Origin of the sequence: Streptomyces mutomycini (genome assembly GCF_001700505.1) — a bacterium.
GTDB classification, from domain to species: Bacteria; Actinomycetota; Actinomycetes; order Streptomycetales; family Streptomycetaceae; genus Streptomyces; species Streptomyces mutomycini.
The window spans coordinates 135-16,724 of record NZ_MAPV01000046.1 but is presented as its reverse complement, the minus strand read 5'-3'; the positions used below and the strand labels follow the sequence as shown (position 1 = coordinate 16,724).

1 protein-coding gene (cut by a window edge) is annotated in these 16,590 nt (G+C 73.8%); it reads right to left on the bottom strand.

The window, feature by feature from the left end; genetic code table 11:
* Positions 1–16,525, bottom strand: the 5' portion of a protein-coding gene (locus BFF76_RS07500; RefSeq protein WP_079122336.1) for a lonely Cys domain-containing protein. The gene continues 16,559 nt to the left of window position 1, outside the view; the window shows 16,525 of its 33,084 coding nt (coding positions 1–16,525); the start codon lies at positions 16,523–16,525; its stop codon lies beyond the left edge, outside the window.
* Positions 16,526–16,590 lie beyond the last annotated feature (65 nt).

Genomic DNA, 16,590 nt, shown 5'->3' with positions numbered 1-16,590 from the left:
GCCTGTCGAAGGCGACGGACTCCTCGGCGTAGCGGATGCGCGCCAGGACCCACGGGGGTGCGTCGCTGTTCCTGCGCTCCGGGCTCGCCAGGACGGATCCGCCCGGCGGCCGGGACCTGGCGCGCCCGGGGGTGGGCGCGGTCTCCGTGGCCTCGGGCCGGGTGCTCGCGGATCCGGCGGTCTCGGGCCGCGTGACCGGCGGCTCGGTGGTCGTCGTGGATCCGGCTGACGCCGGGCGCGTGCGTGCGGGCTCCTGTGATCGGGCCGCTTCTCCGACAGGGGTGGTGCCCCCGTGGGGCCCCGCCGGGACCTGGCGGTGATCGTCGATCTCGATCGTCACCACGCGTCCCTGGGCGGGGTCGGTGGCGCTCCGCACCCGCTTGGCGGCCTTGGCCAGGCCGAAGTCCCGTACGCCGACGCGCGGCCCGCTCAGGCCGGTCTGGAAGGTGTCCAGAACCTGGCCCAGCCTGGCCCCGAGCGCCTTGGCGACGGCGTCGGCCCGTTCCTGGCCGCTGGCCTGCGAGCGGTTGCCGTGCCCGGTGAGGGTGACCGAGGGCAACGGAAGGCCGTGAGCCCGGTTCCACAGGCCCGCGCGTGCCAGCGAGAGGGCAAGGCCTTCGATCGTGCCGTCCGCGTCGGCCGGGACGCCGCGCTCCCCCTCCTCGAAGCGGACGGCCTGCTGGTACCAGCGCGGCGCGTGACCGTGCAGCACCACTGTCGTCAGCGGGTTGGCCACCGCGGGCGAGGAGTCGGACAACAGCGCCGCGTTGACCTCGTGTGCCGACTCGCCCGGACGTTTGCTGTACGCCCTGAAGGACCACAGGTCCTTGCTGTCCATCACCGGCGCGGCGGCGCGGATCAGATCCTTCGCACGGGAGCGTGCCTGGGACGCCTCGCGCAGTGCCAGCGCGTGCTCGGGACGGTCCTCGTCGAAGTACCACGGCAGTTGTTCCGCCTGGTGGACGTCTGAGAGGGCCCTGGCCACGCGTGCGAAGCCGTCCAGCCGGTCGGTCTCCGCCTCGTCCGCACCGCGTTGCCGCGCCCCGGCGGCGCGCTGCTCGGCTGCACGGGCGAACCTGGTGAGTTCGTCCTCGCCGTAACGGTCGAGGTTCTCGTCGAGGACGTCGTCGAGGAGCTCGGCCGGGATCTCGCTCCGGGAGTGTGTCTCGTTCTCCAGCGTGATCTGGTGGGTGCCGTCCTCGCTGGCCAGCACCACCTGCGCGAAGTGGTAGGAGGCGTGCGGGCCCACCCGGTCGCCGGGCTTGGCGTGGTTGTGCGTGAACAACTGCGCGCCGCCGTCGTTCGTGGTGCTGACCGACTGGATCAGATAGCCCTCGCCGACACCCGCCCACGCGTACTCGTTCACGCCGATACGCTGTGCGGCCGAGGCCAGCGGGGTGCGCAGCGGGTTGTTCTGCGGCTCGTAGCTCAGGGCACGGCCGTAGCGCTCGCCCGGCGTGGGGGCTCCCACCACGCCGCCGGTGAAGCGGTGGTCCCGGCCCGCCTGACGGGCGGCCCAGCGGGGGGTGACGTCGGCGGCGGCGCGCGTGCCCTCGGCGACCTCCGTCAGTGCCTGCGCCAGGTGGTGGGTTCCGGTGACCTCCCGGCCGTGCTGCCCGTTCACCGGGGCCGTCGACACGGCCTCGCCGGTGGGGCTCCGGAAGGCTATGTGGGACAGGGGCGCGCTCGCCTCACCGGCCACCATCTGGGCGAAGTCCCGTGTGAACGCGTGCTCCGGACCGCCGGAAGCGGTCAGGAACTCCGGCTCCACCCGGAACAGCGGCTCGCCGTACGAGCCGTCCTCCGCCGGCAGCAGCACGCCGGTCGACTCGTCGGCCTTGAGACGGATCCCCGCCCCGGCCGCGGCCAGCCGCGCCGACGAGCGCTCGATCGCCGCGCGGGTGGCGTACACCTGCCGACTGCGGCCGGTCGTTCCGTCGTCGCCAGCGAGCGTCGCCAGCGTCCGGTCCTCGGAGATGTGCAGGGGCGGCCGGCCGGCCATGGGGATGGTGCCGTGGTCCTGGCGCGGCAGGACCAGCGCCTCGGGGCCGGTGCCGGCCCGGACCTCCCCGACGGACAGCGGGAGCGGCTGGGTGAACAGGACTCCGGTGCCGCGCTTGTCGATGACTCCGTAGTCGCGTGTGGTCAGTGGCCGCGCGCGGCGGCCCTCGATCTGCCGTTCGAGGACGGCCTGGTCGACCATGCGGTCGAACTCCGCGTCCCCGTCGCTGCTGGACCGCTCGTCGTCGCTGTCCGGGTCGGGCTCGCTGTCGGTGTCGTTCCCACTGCTCAGATCACGGGCGCCGGGCAGTCCGCCGTCGGCGGCCGGGTCGGCCGAGGCCCAGCCGGCACCGGTGTTGCCTTCGCTCAGTTCGAGCATGAGGTGGCGGGTCCCGGCCGTCGGATGCGTGGCCACACCGACGGGCGCCTCCGGGTACCAGACGCGGCGGCCTGTCGTCCCGGCGACGAGGGAGGCGACAGCGGCGGCGTACTCCGGGGGAAGTGCGAGGACGATGTCGGCGCCGCCGGGCCGCTGGGAGTCGTACGAGATGAGCATCGCCAGCTCTTCGGCGCTGTCCACCCGGAAGGTCCGTCCCGGCATGGCGATCCCGACACCGCGGCCGTCCGCGTCGGCCGCGACCAGGTACGGGTTCTTCCATGGAGCGGGCCGCGGGATGACCCTGCCCCGGCCCCGGACGGCGTAGGACGCCAGCTCCGGGGTGGGCTGCCCCGGTCCGGTGTAGTCGCGGCCGGTGGCGTTCCCCTCGTCGTCGCGCAGCAGCGTGCCCTCGTCCAGGGCGCCCCGGCCGGTCTCGATCTGCCGCTCCACGAAGTACAGGGCGAGGTCGTCGACGCTCGCGAGGTCGTCCGAGGAGGCGTCGAGTGCCAGCGAGCCGAGCAGCAGGAAGTCCGCGGGACCCGGCCGGGTCCTGCCCCCCATGTGCAGGACCTGACGGGTGACGCGCTTCAGGCCGTCTCGCAGCGTCTGCGCCGTCGGGTGCGCGTCCGCCTCCGCCCGGACGAGGCCGTACAGCGCCTCGGAGGTCTCCCGGAGGCGGGCGCGCGGAACTGTGCCGTGCTGGGGGCCGAACATGGTGTCCAGCCAGGCCGGTTCGGCCCAGAACGGCCGCTCGTCGTCGTCCTCGTCGTCGTCGGAGTCAGACTCGTCGGACGCCTCCGCCAGTGTGGGCAGGGCGGCTCCGGGGGGCAGCGGGGGCGGCACCGCGCCATCAGGGCCGGTCTGCGGGGAGGCCGCCGGGAGCGATACCGGGTCGACCCATGCCGGCTCCCGGATCTCCGCCGGCGCGTTCTTCCGCGCGTCCGCCCAGGTCGCCCCCTCCGGAGGGGTGTACGGCTCGATGTCTCCGGCCACCGCCGCCCAGAGCTGGAGGTGGCGCGGGCGCAGACCGCTCTGCGCGAGTCCGTCGGGGGCCTGCTCGCGGAACTGCCCGAGCAGGCTGCCCGGCGCGTGGAGCCGGTCGGCGTTGCCCGCGTCTCGCGTCTCGTCCCGCAGGAACAGCTGGTGCCCCAGCTCGTGCGCGAACTCCACCGGGTCGGCGTCGGCCCACCACGCCCGCTGGTTCATCTGCTGGTCCCGGCCGACGAGATCCACCGTCAGGTGGGGGTCCCCGTCCGCTCGGACCGCCTCCACGGTGACGTTCAGCCGGTCGCCGTTGGGAAGCTTGTGTCCCGGACCGTTGTAGAACTCCTCCACGCCTGCGAGCACCCGCGCCATGACGGCGTCGGTGTCGGTCTCCCCTTCTCCCGGGCGGAAGGCGATCCGCACGGTCAGGTCGGTGACGGTCTCACCGGCGTGGGTGAAGCGCCGCACGTCGAAGGCCGAGCGCACGACGATGCGCGGCCGGTCGTCGAGACGGGCGCGGGGCGGCTCGGTGGAATCGGTGGTCTCCCGGAGCGCGATACGCAGGGCCGTGTCGCCGCCGTCCTCCGGCACCAGGTACAGGGCCGAATCGTCCGCCGCGATCCGGTGGGGCGCCGAGTCGTGGTCCAGGTCGGCCATGACGACGGAGAGGGTGTCCATGTTGGCCACGCGGCCGATCCAGCCGCTGTCACCCCGCAGGATCGCGCCCGTCGCCTCGTGGACGAAGTCGTGGCCGAACCGCGTCCACCCGGCGGGCTGGATCTCCGTCCCGTCCGGGAGCCTGATGTGCCCGGTGTCGGCGACCTCGTAGCGGAAGGGCTCCGAGCGGGACTCGGCGGGGCGCGTGTACGTGAACCACCGGTTCGGCCGAGGGCCCGTGGTGGCCGTCACGTCGTCCGCGGTCGACACGGCCGGGGCCTTGCCCTTCCCCGTCCCGGTGTCGGCAGCAGGCACATCGCTCGCGGGCGCGTCAGTGGCCGGGACGGCGGCGGCGGGCACGACGGAGGCCGGCTCGACGCCGCCGAAGCGGGGCCGCATGACGGTGACCGGGCGGCCGATCGGCCACTGCTCGGCCACGGGGTCGAGGCCGTCGTCGGGCGAGCCGCCCAGCAGGCCTCCGGACCGGGGGCCGCGGGGACCACGGGTGGCGATCTCCCGCAGTCCGCCGCGCTGGTCGTCCACCGTGATGTCCACGGTGCCGGTGCCCGCGTCGGCGGTGGCGGAGCCGCGGCCGCGAACCGAGTCCGGATGGACGGTGATCACGTCGGCGGTGAGGTGCGGTCGCGGTGTGCCGTCCTGGAGCGCCGCGAGCGCCTCCGCCAGTTCCTGCCGGAACGAGGCCACTACCGCCTCGGCACGAGCCTTCGCGAGGTCCCGTCCCGTCAGACGGCCGCTGCGCAGACCGGTGACCTTGACGTCAGGGAGCGGCAGCCCGTTGGCGGCATTCCACATCGCCGTCCTGGCCACGATCTTGGCCAGGTACTGAATGGGGGGCTTCGCACCGTCGGGTGTCTGCTGGGCGCCCTTCTCGAAGGAGATGGTCACCGGCAGTGACTGCTGGCCGCGGAGCACGACTGCGGTCAGCGGGTTGGCCTCGGCGGCGGGCCTCTCCTCCAGCAGTTCCGCGTTGGTGTCGTGGGCCGACTCGCCCGGCCGCTGGGAGTACATCCGCATGTACCACTGGTTCTTGCCGGGGATGACCTGTTCGAGCTGGCCGATGCGCTGCGCTGCGGCGCGGGTGGCCCCCTCCAGTGTCCGCTCGGCCACAGCGCGCTCCGGTGAGTCGGCGGGCGCCGCGCGCATGTCCGCCTGGGCCTGCTTCGCCCGTACCAGGGCCAGCGTCAGGTCGAGGTGGGCGCGCAGCTCGGTGAGGTGCTCGTCGGCGCCGGCCTCCTGTCGCTGCTCGATCTCCCCGCGCAGTCGCGCCGCGGCCTCCCGCAGAGCCTTCAGGTTGTGCACCCGCAGGTTCGCCTTCGCCTCCCCGCGGTGCCGGGCGTTCCGCTGCGAGGACCGCGCGTGGTTCTCCAGGGAGATCTGGTGACTGCCGTCCTCGCTGGCCAGGACCACGGTGGCGAAGTGGTAGCCGAAGTGCGAGCGGCTGATGCCGGATCGCGGCTTGGCGTAGTTGTGTTCCAGGCTCGGCTGGCCCTGGGCGCCGGCCGTCGCGACCGACTGGACGACGTAGCCCTCGCCGATGTCGGCCCACGCGTGCTCGTTGACCCCGATCCGTCTCGCGGCGTCCGACAGTGCGTCGCGGCGCGGGTCGTCCGGCTGGTCGAGGCTGAGCGCGCTGCCGTAGGCGTGGCCGGGCAGCGGGCCGCCGTCGCCGCCGGTGGGCCGGTCGTCACGGCGGACGTACGAGGACGCCCAGGCGGGATCCACCCTGTCGGGCGCCACGTCGCCGTCCGCGACGTGGCCCAGGGCGTCGGCGAGGTGGTGCGTGCCGGTGACCTCGGCCCCGTCGGAGGCGTTGACCGGCGCGGTGACCACCTGGCCGGTGCGGGGATCACGGAAGACCATGTGCGACGTGCGGGCGTTGTCGGCCAGCATGTCGGCGAAGTCCCGGCAGATCTCCTCCGATGACTGCCCGGATCGGGTCAGGAAGTCGGGCGTCACGCGGAACAGCCGCTTCGTGCCCCCGTCGGGGGTGGGCAGCAGGATGCTCAGGTCCTCGTCGGTCAGCAGACGCATCGCGAGGCCCGCGCGCGCCAGACCGACCGACGCGCGGGCGACGGCTTCCGCCGTCGCGAAGACCTGCTGGCCGTACGCCCCGTTCTCGACCGCGAGCGTACGGTCCGAGGCGATCCGCAGGACGGGCCGCTGGGTGGCGAGTGTCTCGTAGTAGCCCTGTACGGACATGGCCAGTTCGGGGGCGTCCTCCATGCCGACCAGCGCCTGCGGGGTCAGCCAGGTGGCCTGGAGGTCGCCGGGCTTGCGGAAGAGCACGCCGTCACCGCGGTGGTCCACGACCCCGTAGTCCCTCGTGGTCAGCGCCTTCTGCCGGCGCGCCTCGACCCCGTCAGCGGGCTCGGACCCGTTCTCGTACAGGTCGACGATGTCCGCGACGTCCGCCCCGCCGGTGTCGTCCGCGTCCGGTCCGACGGAGGCCCATGCCGTGCCGACGCCGTCGGGGACCGGCCCCAGCGTGATGTGGTCGGTGCCCGACCGCCAGTCCGTCGACAGCCGGGGGCCGTGCTCCGAGTACCAGACCCTGGAGCCCGTCAGTTCGGCGACGTGCCGTGCCAGGAACGCGATATCGCCGTGGGGGAACGCCAGGACGACATCGGCTCCCGGGGGCCGTGCCGGGTCCCGCGCGACGAGCCGGGCGAACTCACCGGTGTCGTCCAGGGTGAGCCGGCCGCGCGGCGTCATCAGGTGAACGGCGTCGGCACCCTCCTGGGCGAGGACCACGTACGAGTCCGTCCAGGGGGCGGTCCAGGTGACCAGGCTGCCGTCCTCGCCCTCCAGCGCGTAGGAGTTCAGGGGCGGCGCCTGGTTCCCGGTGCCGGTCCAGTTCCGCCCCGTTCCGGCCTCCGACTCCACCTGGGTGTCCTGGCTCAGGACGGCGTCGTGCTGTGTCAGGTAGTCGGCGAGGGCGCCGGCGTCGGACAGTTCGTCGGGGGAGGCGCTCAGGGCCAGGGATCCGAGGAGCAGCAGGTGCTGTCCGTGCACCTGGACGTCCGGGCCGAGGTCCAGCACCCGCCTGGTCAGGTCGTGCAGTGCGTCCAGCTCGCCGGTGGCCACGGACGACGGAAGCGACTCCCTCAGGGCGAGTTCCCGCAGCGACGACACCGTGTCGGCAAGCGTCTCGGGCGAGTGGTCGTGCCTGGCCGCAGCTCCGAAGAGGAGGTCGTGCCACGCCTCCTGCTGGGGGGCGTCCTGGGAACCGTCCTCGCTGTCGGTGTCGCTGCTGTCGTCGGCGAACCGGAACTGCCCCAGCGCATCGGCAACGGAGTTCCGGGTGGGCGCGGACGGCGGCAGGGGGAACGGCCCGTTCTCGGTGTCTGCCGCTTCCGGCGTCTTGGCGGCTTCGGCACCGGACAGGGTGCTCAGCTCGTACGCCTCCTCCTCACCCGGGAGCCCCGGGAGTCCCGGCAGGTCGCTGCCGGCCGGAGACGGAGGCAGGGGAACGGTGGCCGGGTCCTGATGCGACACGGGCGGCGCGGGCCGCGGAGCGGGCGGCGCGGGGGTGCGCTCGGCCAGCGGTACGAAGTCACCGCCCCGGCGCCTGAGTCGCAGGTGTGGGCCGTCGGCGGACGGACCGGGGTAGGTGTGGGCGGTGCCGTTCTCCTCGATGAGGGTGACGGTGGCACCGGTCACCGCGGAGGCCCACTCGGCCACCGTCCGGTCGGCCCCGGGGCCCCAAGGTGCGTGTGTGAGGTGGCGGCGCAGGTGGCCGTCAAGGGCCTCACGGCTCGGCGCGGGTGCTCCGGGGCGCAGGTTCATGGGCGGAGGCCCGAACAGGGCGTCGCGCTCGGCGACATCGCCGGGAAGGCCGTTCAGGCGCAGCAGTTGGGCGGGCGACGCTCCGGCGCGCATGCGCAGCCGTGCCGCCTCCCGGCGGCCGAGTCCGGGCTGTCCGGCGGCGTGGCGCAGGGCGGTGGAGAGTGCGCCGAAGAAGCCGTTGCCGCGTCCGGTGGGCGTCCCCTGGGTGTAGGTGGCGCCGTCGGGCGCGGTGAGGACGCCGTCGTGGGCGAGACGGTAGCGCGGTCGGCTGCTGTCGGCGGGCGGCAGCCAGGGGGCGGTGCTGTGGCTGCGGTGCGCGGGCGGCTGCGCGGTCGTGGTGAGGCCGGTGTCCGTACCGGAGGTCCCGGTGGTCGTCACCGCCGGCAGCGCGGCGGTGACCGGGGCCGGGGTGCCCTGCGGGAGGGCGGCGTGGAAGAAGCCTTCCGTGGCGAACAGCACCGGATCGGCGGCCGGATCGACGGCGGCCGGATCGGCGCCGTGCGGGAGGAACAGCTGATCGCGGCCCTCACCGGTCACCACGGTCAGTGGCGTGCCGAGGACCCGCGCGGCGAGCGCGGGCAGCAGGTCGGCGCCGCCGTGGTCCCCGGCGCGGCGCTCGGGCGGGGCCGGTACGCCCTCGGGCTGCACGGTGCCGGTCCCGGTCGGCTCGCTCGCGAACGGGCGTGCCAGGGCGGCGGTCGCCAGCGCGACGCGCTGGTCGGGCGTCGGCCAGAACGTCAGCGGAAGACGGCCGAAGGCGTCGAACTCGGCCTGCTGGGCGGGAGTCAGTACCACGCCCGCGAGGTCCAGTTCGGTCTGCGTGAAGGTGTCGGCGACGTCCAGGGCGAGGGCGTCGAGCAGATCCTCGTTGCCGTCCTCGCCCAGGGCCCAGGCGAGGCGCTCGCGGGCGGCGTCGACGGCCTCGGCGGTGACCGCCGGGTCGCCGGGGGCGCCCGAGAAGCGGCCGGCGAGCTCGCTGCCGAGCAGGTGGGGCAGCTGGCCCCGGACCTGTGCGACGGCGAGCAGCGCGTGCAAGAACGAAGCGCCGTCGTGCGGTACGTCGTGCACCTCGCGCACCGTGGCGCCGTCCGGCGAGGTGAGGGTGCGCGGGACGGAGCCGGTGCCGTCGGTGATCTTGTACGGCTCCGGCGCCTCGGAGCGCCATCCCGGCGCGGCGTACTCCTGCGGCCCGTCCGCCACCGGGACCGAGACCGAGCCCTGGTGGTGGGAGGTGAGGCGGGAAGCAGCGAGGTGCAGCCGGTGGTGATCCGCTGCGGCGGTGTTGGTCCGCCCTTCCCACAGCCGTACCTCGTCGCGGGCGGCCTGCCAGGCGATGACGGACGGGGACCGGGCGACGTCCCGCGGCAGCACGGTCGTGAGGGGGGAGGGGTCGCCGAGCGTGCTCCGCTCCCCCGGACTCAGGGAGAGCCACGCCTCACGGGCCCGCGCGCGGGCGTCGTAGTACTCCTTCTCGGCCGTGGCGAGGTCGGCGGCGGCCTTGGCCATGTCGTCCCAGGCCGTGCCCACCGCGTCGGGGAACGTGCTGTCGTCCAGGAGGCCGTAGTCGCGTGCGATGTCCTCGCGCAGCCAGATCAGCGCGGTGGTCCCGGCCTCGGCGGCGCGCGGTCCGCGCCGGGCCGCGCCCAGCGCGCGGAACGGGCGGCTGTGGGTGATCCGGTGGTCCACCTCGGCCACCGCCAGCCAGCTCACCGGAACCGCGAACAGCATGCTGCGGTCGGTGACGACCTTGACGTGGGTGCCGAGGGTGGTGTCCGTGGCGCCCTTGAGCGTGGTGCCGTCGTTCGCGCCGCCGATCGGGACCGCGCCGCCGGGGTTGGTCATACCCGCGTTGCTGTTGCCCGCCATCGGCGCGGTGCCCACCATGCCCTCGACGTTGTCGGTGATGCCGGCCTCCAGCGCGTCGGAGGTCTTGTTCCGCTGCATGGCCTCCATACGGGGCTTGCTCTCCACGGCGAGCAGCCGCGCGCCACGGCGGTGCATCTTCGCGTAGAGGCGGGAGTCGGCGGTGTGGGACTGGCCGAACAGGCGGGCGGAGGACTGGGTGGGCAGCGGGGACCCGTCCGCGCCGAGCGCCTCGCGGAACCCGGCGGTCAGACCCCCCTGCGAGGTGGCCTCCTGCTGTGCCTGCCCGGGAGCCGTCCCAAGGCCGGTGAGCGGAGTGAGACGGGCCATGCGCAGGCGTGCGGCCAGGACGTTGCCGGTGTGCCGTGCGCCGAGGTCGGTGTCACCCAGGCCGTCGGCACGGGCGGTGGCGAGGGTCAGCGCGTCGTGCACGCCCGCCGCGCCGCGCATGTCCACGGCGAGGATGCCGGAGCCGATCCGGTCGTCGAAGGGCAGGATGTCGGGGTCGGGGCCGCTAGTGCCGTCACCGGATGTGCGCCAGGCGGCGATGCCGTCCGGCCGGGCCTCGTCGGCCGTCAAAAGGTGTACGGAGCGCTTCGGTTCGGGCACGTCCTGCTCGGTGAGCGCACCGTCGTCACCGTCGCCGACCGGGGTGAGCAGACCCGCCGGGGCGATCTCGTTGAGGGTGCCGACCTGTGCGACGGCACGCGGCGCGAGCGGGTCACCGGCCGCGTCCGTCATGGTGACGGTCAGGGTGTAACCGGTGACGATCTCCGCGTGCGCCTGCGTGGTGGCGATGTTCGGCATCGAGGTGGTGCCGTCGGTCTCGGTCCGGTTGCTCGCCCGCTGTTTGGCCGCCGTGCCCTGGAGCGAGGGGTTGGCGATGAGCACACCGCTCTCCGCCGCGCGCTCGCCGGCGCTCAGGGTGAGGTCGGCGCCGCGGTCCTGCTGGGCACTCTCGGCGTCGTCGCGGGCGATGTTGCGGTAGTCCTCCAGCTCGAACCCCGTACGCAGCCGCTGCACGGTCGTGGTGATCGGCGTCAGCTTGAAGCGGACCTGCGCGGGGCTGCCCCCGACCGGCAGGCGGTGCGGGCTGGTCCAGGTGCGGTAGCGGACCGGCAGGCTCATCCCGTCGGTGGTCAGCTCGTGCAGGTGGGCGCGCAGGAAGTCCGGCGAGAGCCGCTGCAGGACCTGCTCCCGGTCGTGGGAGGGCACGCCGATCTTCTCCAGGCGCGGCAGCAGTTCCCGCGCCGCCCGGCTCGCGTCGAGCTGGCCGCTGGGGTGGGTCGGGAAGCGCCGGCCGCGCAGGAAGCCCGGCACCCGGTAGCCGCCGCCGAGGTTCTTCGGGGTGGTGGGGCCCAGCCCGTCCGGGGCGAGCCCCGCCTCGATGGCGTCCTGCATCGGCAGGTGGAACATCACCGCGTCGCGGATCCGCTGGAGCGCGGCGGCGGCCCGGCGCGGCGACAGGCCGCGCCCGAGGCGCTCGGACAGATGTCCGGCGGCGGAGCTGACGCGACCCCCGGCACGGGTGCCGACCGTGCCCAACGCGGCTGTCCAGCGGTCCCTCACGGCCACGGTCTCGGTGGCGTCGGCGACCACCAGGTACATCCGCCCGGCGAAGGTCAGGGTCGTGTTGCGTCCCCGGGTGAGGGCCTGCGAGACGCCGAGGCCCTTGCCCCAGGCGTACTGCAGCGCGGACGAGTACGAGCCGACGACCGCCTGCTTGCCGGGGAGCTGCTGCAACGGCATGTAGCCACCCTGGACGCCCAGCGTGGCGCGCGAGACGGTGCTCCTGCTGCCGACGACCCGGTGCTCGTTGCCGATGGTGCTCTCCATGCTGGCCGCCTTCGGATCGCTCTTGACCCGTAGGTTGTCCAGCTCGCCGCGGATCGCGGCCTTCAGGTAGTGCGTCCGGAACGGTCCGGCGCCGTTGAGCCCGGTGATCCGGGAGCCGAACGGTCCGAGGTACTGGCCGAGTTGACCGGCCACACCGAGGTTGGCCATCGCCCGGCGCAGCGCGGTGCGGACCGGTGCGCCGGGCGCGCTGACGTGCCAGGAGGTGCCCGAGGCACGGTCGGCGGTGGCCTGCATCAGCTGCTGGCGCTGCGGGCCGCCCTCGGCGCTGAGCACCACGTGCGGGGCGCTCAGCAGCTGCCGGACGAGCCGGCTGCCGTCCGAGTCCTCCGTGGGCAGCGGGCGGGTGCCGTCGAGTAGCTGGTCCGCCTCCATGGCGGAGAGGCGCTGCGGCGCGGGCGTGGGAGCGGGCGCGGGAGCCGTTCCGGCAGCGGGCGGGTCGGCGGGCGCGTGGCGGTCCGACCCGTGTGCGGCGGGCACGGCCAGCTCCACCCGTCCCACGGTCTCGGTGCCCCGGCTGAACAGCGGACGCTCCTCGACCTTGCTGACGAAGACGCCCGCACCGAGCAGACCGACCGTCAGCAGCCGCGCCCAGCCGCGCGGTCGGCGGTGGCCCTCGAACGTCGCGCCGAGTTCCACCTGGTAGCTGTAGAGGTCGGCGCCGTTCTGGAACGTCAGGTGGTCGTGGGCGACCGTGACCGTGTTCCGGGTGGCCTTCTGGTAGGTGCGGGCGTAGCGGGCGCCGACCGAGACGTTGCCGGCACGGCGCGGCAGCTCGGGGCCGGGCACCTTGTCGTGGTCGCGCGGCGAGACGCCGACCTCGATACCGCCGGAGTAGGTGCTGGAGTCCTGCTGCCCCTGACCGGAGACCTCGCTGCCGATCACGGCGTTGCGCAGCGACCGTTCGCTCATGGTCGTCTCGAACCGGCGGTCGGTCAGCGACGCCCGCAGGATCAGCGTGTGGTGGCCTCGGCGCACCATGCCGTCCTCGGTGAGCGTGACCGGGACCCCGGTGGTGGTCAGCTCGTCCAGACTCTGCGTCAGGGTGGGCCGGTTCAGCGCCTCGCGCACCTGCCGGTCGTTGTGCAGGGCGGTCCGCAACCGTCCGTCGCCGTACCAGAACCGGGCCAGCCTGGGGTGCTTCAGCATCAGGGGCGGCACGAACATCGACGGGTACGAGTGGTGCAGGGTGTCCAGTACGGCGTCCGTGAAGACCTGCATGGGGTCCTGCGGATCGGTGCCGTCCTGCGGGGCGGGCTGCTGCTGGGTCGCGGGCGGAGTCTGCTGCTGGGTCGTCGGCGGTGCCTGCTGACCGGTGGCAGGAGGGGGCGCTTGACCGGTGGCGGGCTGAGTCGTCTGCTGATCGGTGGCGGGCGGCGGCGTCTGCTGATCGGTCGCCGGCTGCTGGGTGTGGGCACGTGCCTGCGGGCGGAAGCCCTCCGCACGGACCTGGCCCCCCAGGTGGACCGGATCCTCACGGGTGAGGTACCACGGCACCGGCGGCTCGGCGTCCGGGTTCGGTCCCGTCCGGCCGGGCGTACGGCTGTCCCAGCCCGCGAGCCGACGGGCGTCCTGGGTGGAGATCCAGTCCAGGCTGACCACCCGCACCGGCCGGGCCGCGGACGAGGGTTCACCTGCCTTGCGGACCATCAGGGTGCGCTCCACCTGGTAGAGCGCCACCGGATGGTTGCGGACCCGGCCGGTGACCTTGCGGGACGCGTCGGTGCCCAGGTAGTGGCCCCGCCCGACTGCGAGGTCCGCGCGGACCAGCGGACCGCCCTGCAGGCGCACGTCGGTCTCCGGCCCGGCCAGCGTGTAGTTCGGACCGGCGGTGACCTGGAATCCGAACTTGGTCTCGCGGACGTGACCGCGCTGGTTCTGGTACGTGGTCTGGGTGAGGTCGCGCACCTCCGCCTTGACCGACTCGGTCACCAGCACGGCGCGGTGCGGCACCGATCGTTCCACGACCAGATGACCCAGCGGGTGCTGGCCGCTGCCCCGGGTCAGCTCGGGCCCGCTGACCGGCCCGGTGAGCCGCCCGAACAGGCCGAGCAGCCTGCCGGGGCGGACGTACGAAACCATGGTGCGGTGCGCCGAACTGCCCGGCCGCGCCCCGGAGAGGGCCAGCGCGATGTCCTCCGGCGGGGTCATCAGGTGCAGGGCGGCGGAGTCGTTCAGCCGCGGCTCCGCCCCGTCCGGGAAGGTCAGCGTCTCCGGCGCCCGGCGGGGCCCCGTGAACGGCACGGTGAGGTCGTCCGGCAGCCGCCAGCTCAGCCCGTCCCGCATGCCGAACTCCGCGGTGTGCACCTGGGCACGCCGCCAACGCGGCCCCGGTGCGGGCCGGTCGGCGGGACCGGTCGTCCGGATGTCCGTCCCGGTGGCCTTGGGCGCCTCGGTGATCCGCTCCACCCGCACCCGGTAGTGGACGTCGTCCAGGTGCAGGTGCGAGCCCTCGTGGGCGCGGTGCTCGGTCTGGTTGTACGCCGTGGTGCCCTGGGTGTAGTCCGTCCTGCGGCTCCAGCCCAGCGACGTACCGATCTTCAGCAGCCAGTTGAGCGGCGGCCCCATGCCCACACCGCCGGCGATCCGGCGCCCGAAGCCCACGCTGCGCCCGCCACCCGTACCGGCCTGCCCGCGCCGCATCGTGTCCACCCGGACCGTGGCGCCGCCCACGTCGGAGAAGCGTTCCCACCGGTGGTACGGAATCGCCTCGACCGTCATCTCCAGGCCGACCCCGGACTTCTCCCGGCCCACGATGCGGGCACCGCGCGGGGCGGTGAACGCCGCGGGCTGGTGGGTGAGCAGACGCAGCAGCTCCGCCTCGTCGAACCGCGCACGCACGGCCGCCGGCAGTTTGTCGAGGATCTCCTGCGCCGCCAGCTCGGGCGAGCGCAGGGTGAGCGTGCCGGGCCCCGTGAGCAGCCCGGTGCGCGAGCCCTGCGGCGCCCGTGCCGGCACGGAGTCGCGCGGGTCGGCGCCCGGCCTGATCAGGACGGCGGGCAGCCTGCTGCCGTCCTCGAAGGTGACCGTGCGCGGCGCCGGCCCCGGCGGACGGGCGTCGTCACCGGTCAGCAGACGGGCGGGGCGGTGGCGTTCGAGCTGGGTCTCCAGCGGCACCGGGTCGCCCCGGTCGGGGGTCTCGGCAGCGTCGGGACCGGTGATCCCGGCCATGCTGCGCAGCCATTCCCCGAACGGGTCGGAACCGTCCGGCTGGGAGACCGGCGGCACGGGGGGCGTGACCGGGTCCGGCTCGGGGTCCGGCTTCGCTTCCGGGTCCGGGTCCGGCTTCGGCTTCGGCTCGGTTTCCGGGTCCGGGTCCGGCTTGGGCTCGGTTTCCGGGTCCGGGTCCGGCTTGGGCTCGGTTTCCGGGTGCGAGGCGGGCTCCGGGGCGGGAACCAGGGCGTCGTAGTGATCGCTTCCGTTGTACGCCAGATGCAGGGTGCCGCCGGTGCCGCCCGGATGCAGCTCGGTGACGAGGAGCGCGCCCGCCGTCTGCGGGTCGGGCCGCACGAGGCGCAGATCGACGTCGAGGGTGTGCGCCAGCGCGTCCGGGAGCAGGTCGGCGAAGGGGGACGACCACAGGCCGGGTCGCTCCGCGGCCGCGGCGAGCAGACCGCGCCCGCCGAGCCGCCGCGCGTCGGCGGGGGTGGGCGCCACCTGGGCGAGCTGCGGATAGTCGCTGTCGGCCAGGATCTGCTGCCACCGGCCGGCGTCGCCGTCGGTGATGACCGCCTGCGCGACGCGGTTCCAGGCTTCGGTGATCCGGCGGTGCTCGTCGGCGTCGGTCACGCCGGCCAGGGCGCGTACCCGCAGGTCGTCCACCACGGTGAACACAGGGTCCGGAACGAGGGCGTCGGCGACGGTACCGAGCTCGGACCCGGTGACGCGGTCACGCACCAGGCCGCGCAGCCCGGCGATGTTCCGCGCGGCCCAGGCGGGCGGCACGTCGCGACCGCGCGCACTGTCGAGCACCGCCCGGAAGAGGCAGTTCCCGTCACCCGGGACGTCCACCCGGCGGAAGGCAAGACCGTCCGCCCGGACGAGGTCCGCCGGGTCGGGCGTCGTCACGGGGCCCTTGCCCCTGCTGAACAGGGCCAGACTCTCGGCGTGGCTCTCCGGCCGGTTCTGCGCGGACGGCACCAGATCGGGTCGGCGGCGGGCGAGTTCGGCGGTGTCCTCGGGGCCGAGGCCGAGCTCGGAAAGCGGCAGCGGTTCGCTCGACGACGACCAGGCCGCCTCCGCCGAAGGCGCGTAGGAGAGTCCGCGCACGTCCTCCCGCGAGACCAACGTGGTCGCAGGCAGGCCGGGAGGCCGTGTGAGCGGCTCGGTCCAGGTGAGCTGGGCGTTGTTGTTCCCGGGGCGGAACCGGAGCAACGGCTGGCCGTCCGGGCCCTGATGAGAACCGACGATCTTGTCGAAGACCGACTTGTCGAAAGCCGTCGGCGGATTCCAGAACATGTGCGCGCCGTGCGTCACGGCGATGTCCTTCGCCCGCATCTCATCGATCAGCGCATCATGCGCCGGAAGCGTGATCCGCTCCCCCTCAGGCGTGGAGATGTCGTACACGTCGTGATCACCGGTGAGCGGACGCCTCTCGCCGCCCTCCCCCGTCCCGTAGACCACACCGTCCCGGACGAAGAACCTGTTCTCAGCCTCGAACCCCGCCATCTTCCCGGCAAGCTCGCGGAACTCCGTCGACCGCTCGTTGAAACGCGACAGAACCCGGTCCCGGTCACCCTCCGGAACAACCCCCACATCAGCCAGCACCGGCTTGAAATAACCGACGAGCCCGACGACCGCAGGATCAGCACCCAGAAAGACATCGACGTCGTTGACCGTCTTCGCCTTGATCTCCGGCGGCTTCGGCAACGCCCCCGCCTCGAGCCACTTCGGAGCCAGCGGATTCGTCGGCCGCACATCGATGACCACGTTCTTGTCCCGCGCCAGATCACGGAACTCCTTGAACCCCTTCTCCGCCATCCCGTACGTATGACGCGCCGCATACGAATCGACCTCACCTACCTTGAGCGGCTCGGTCCAGGTGA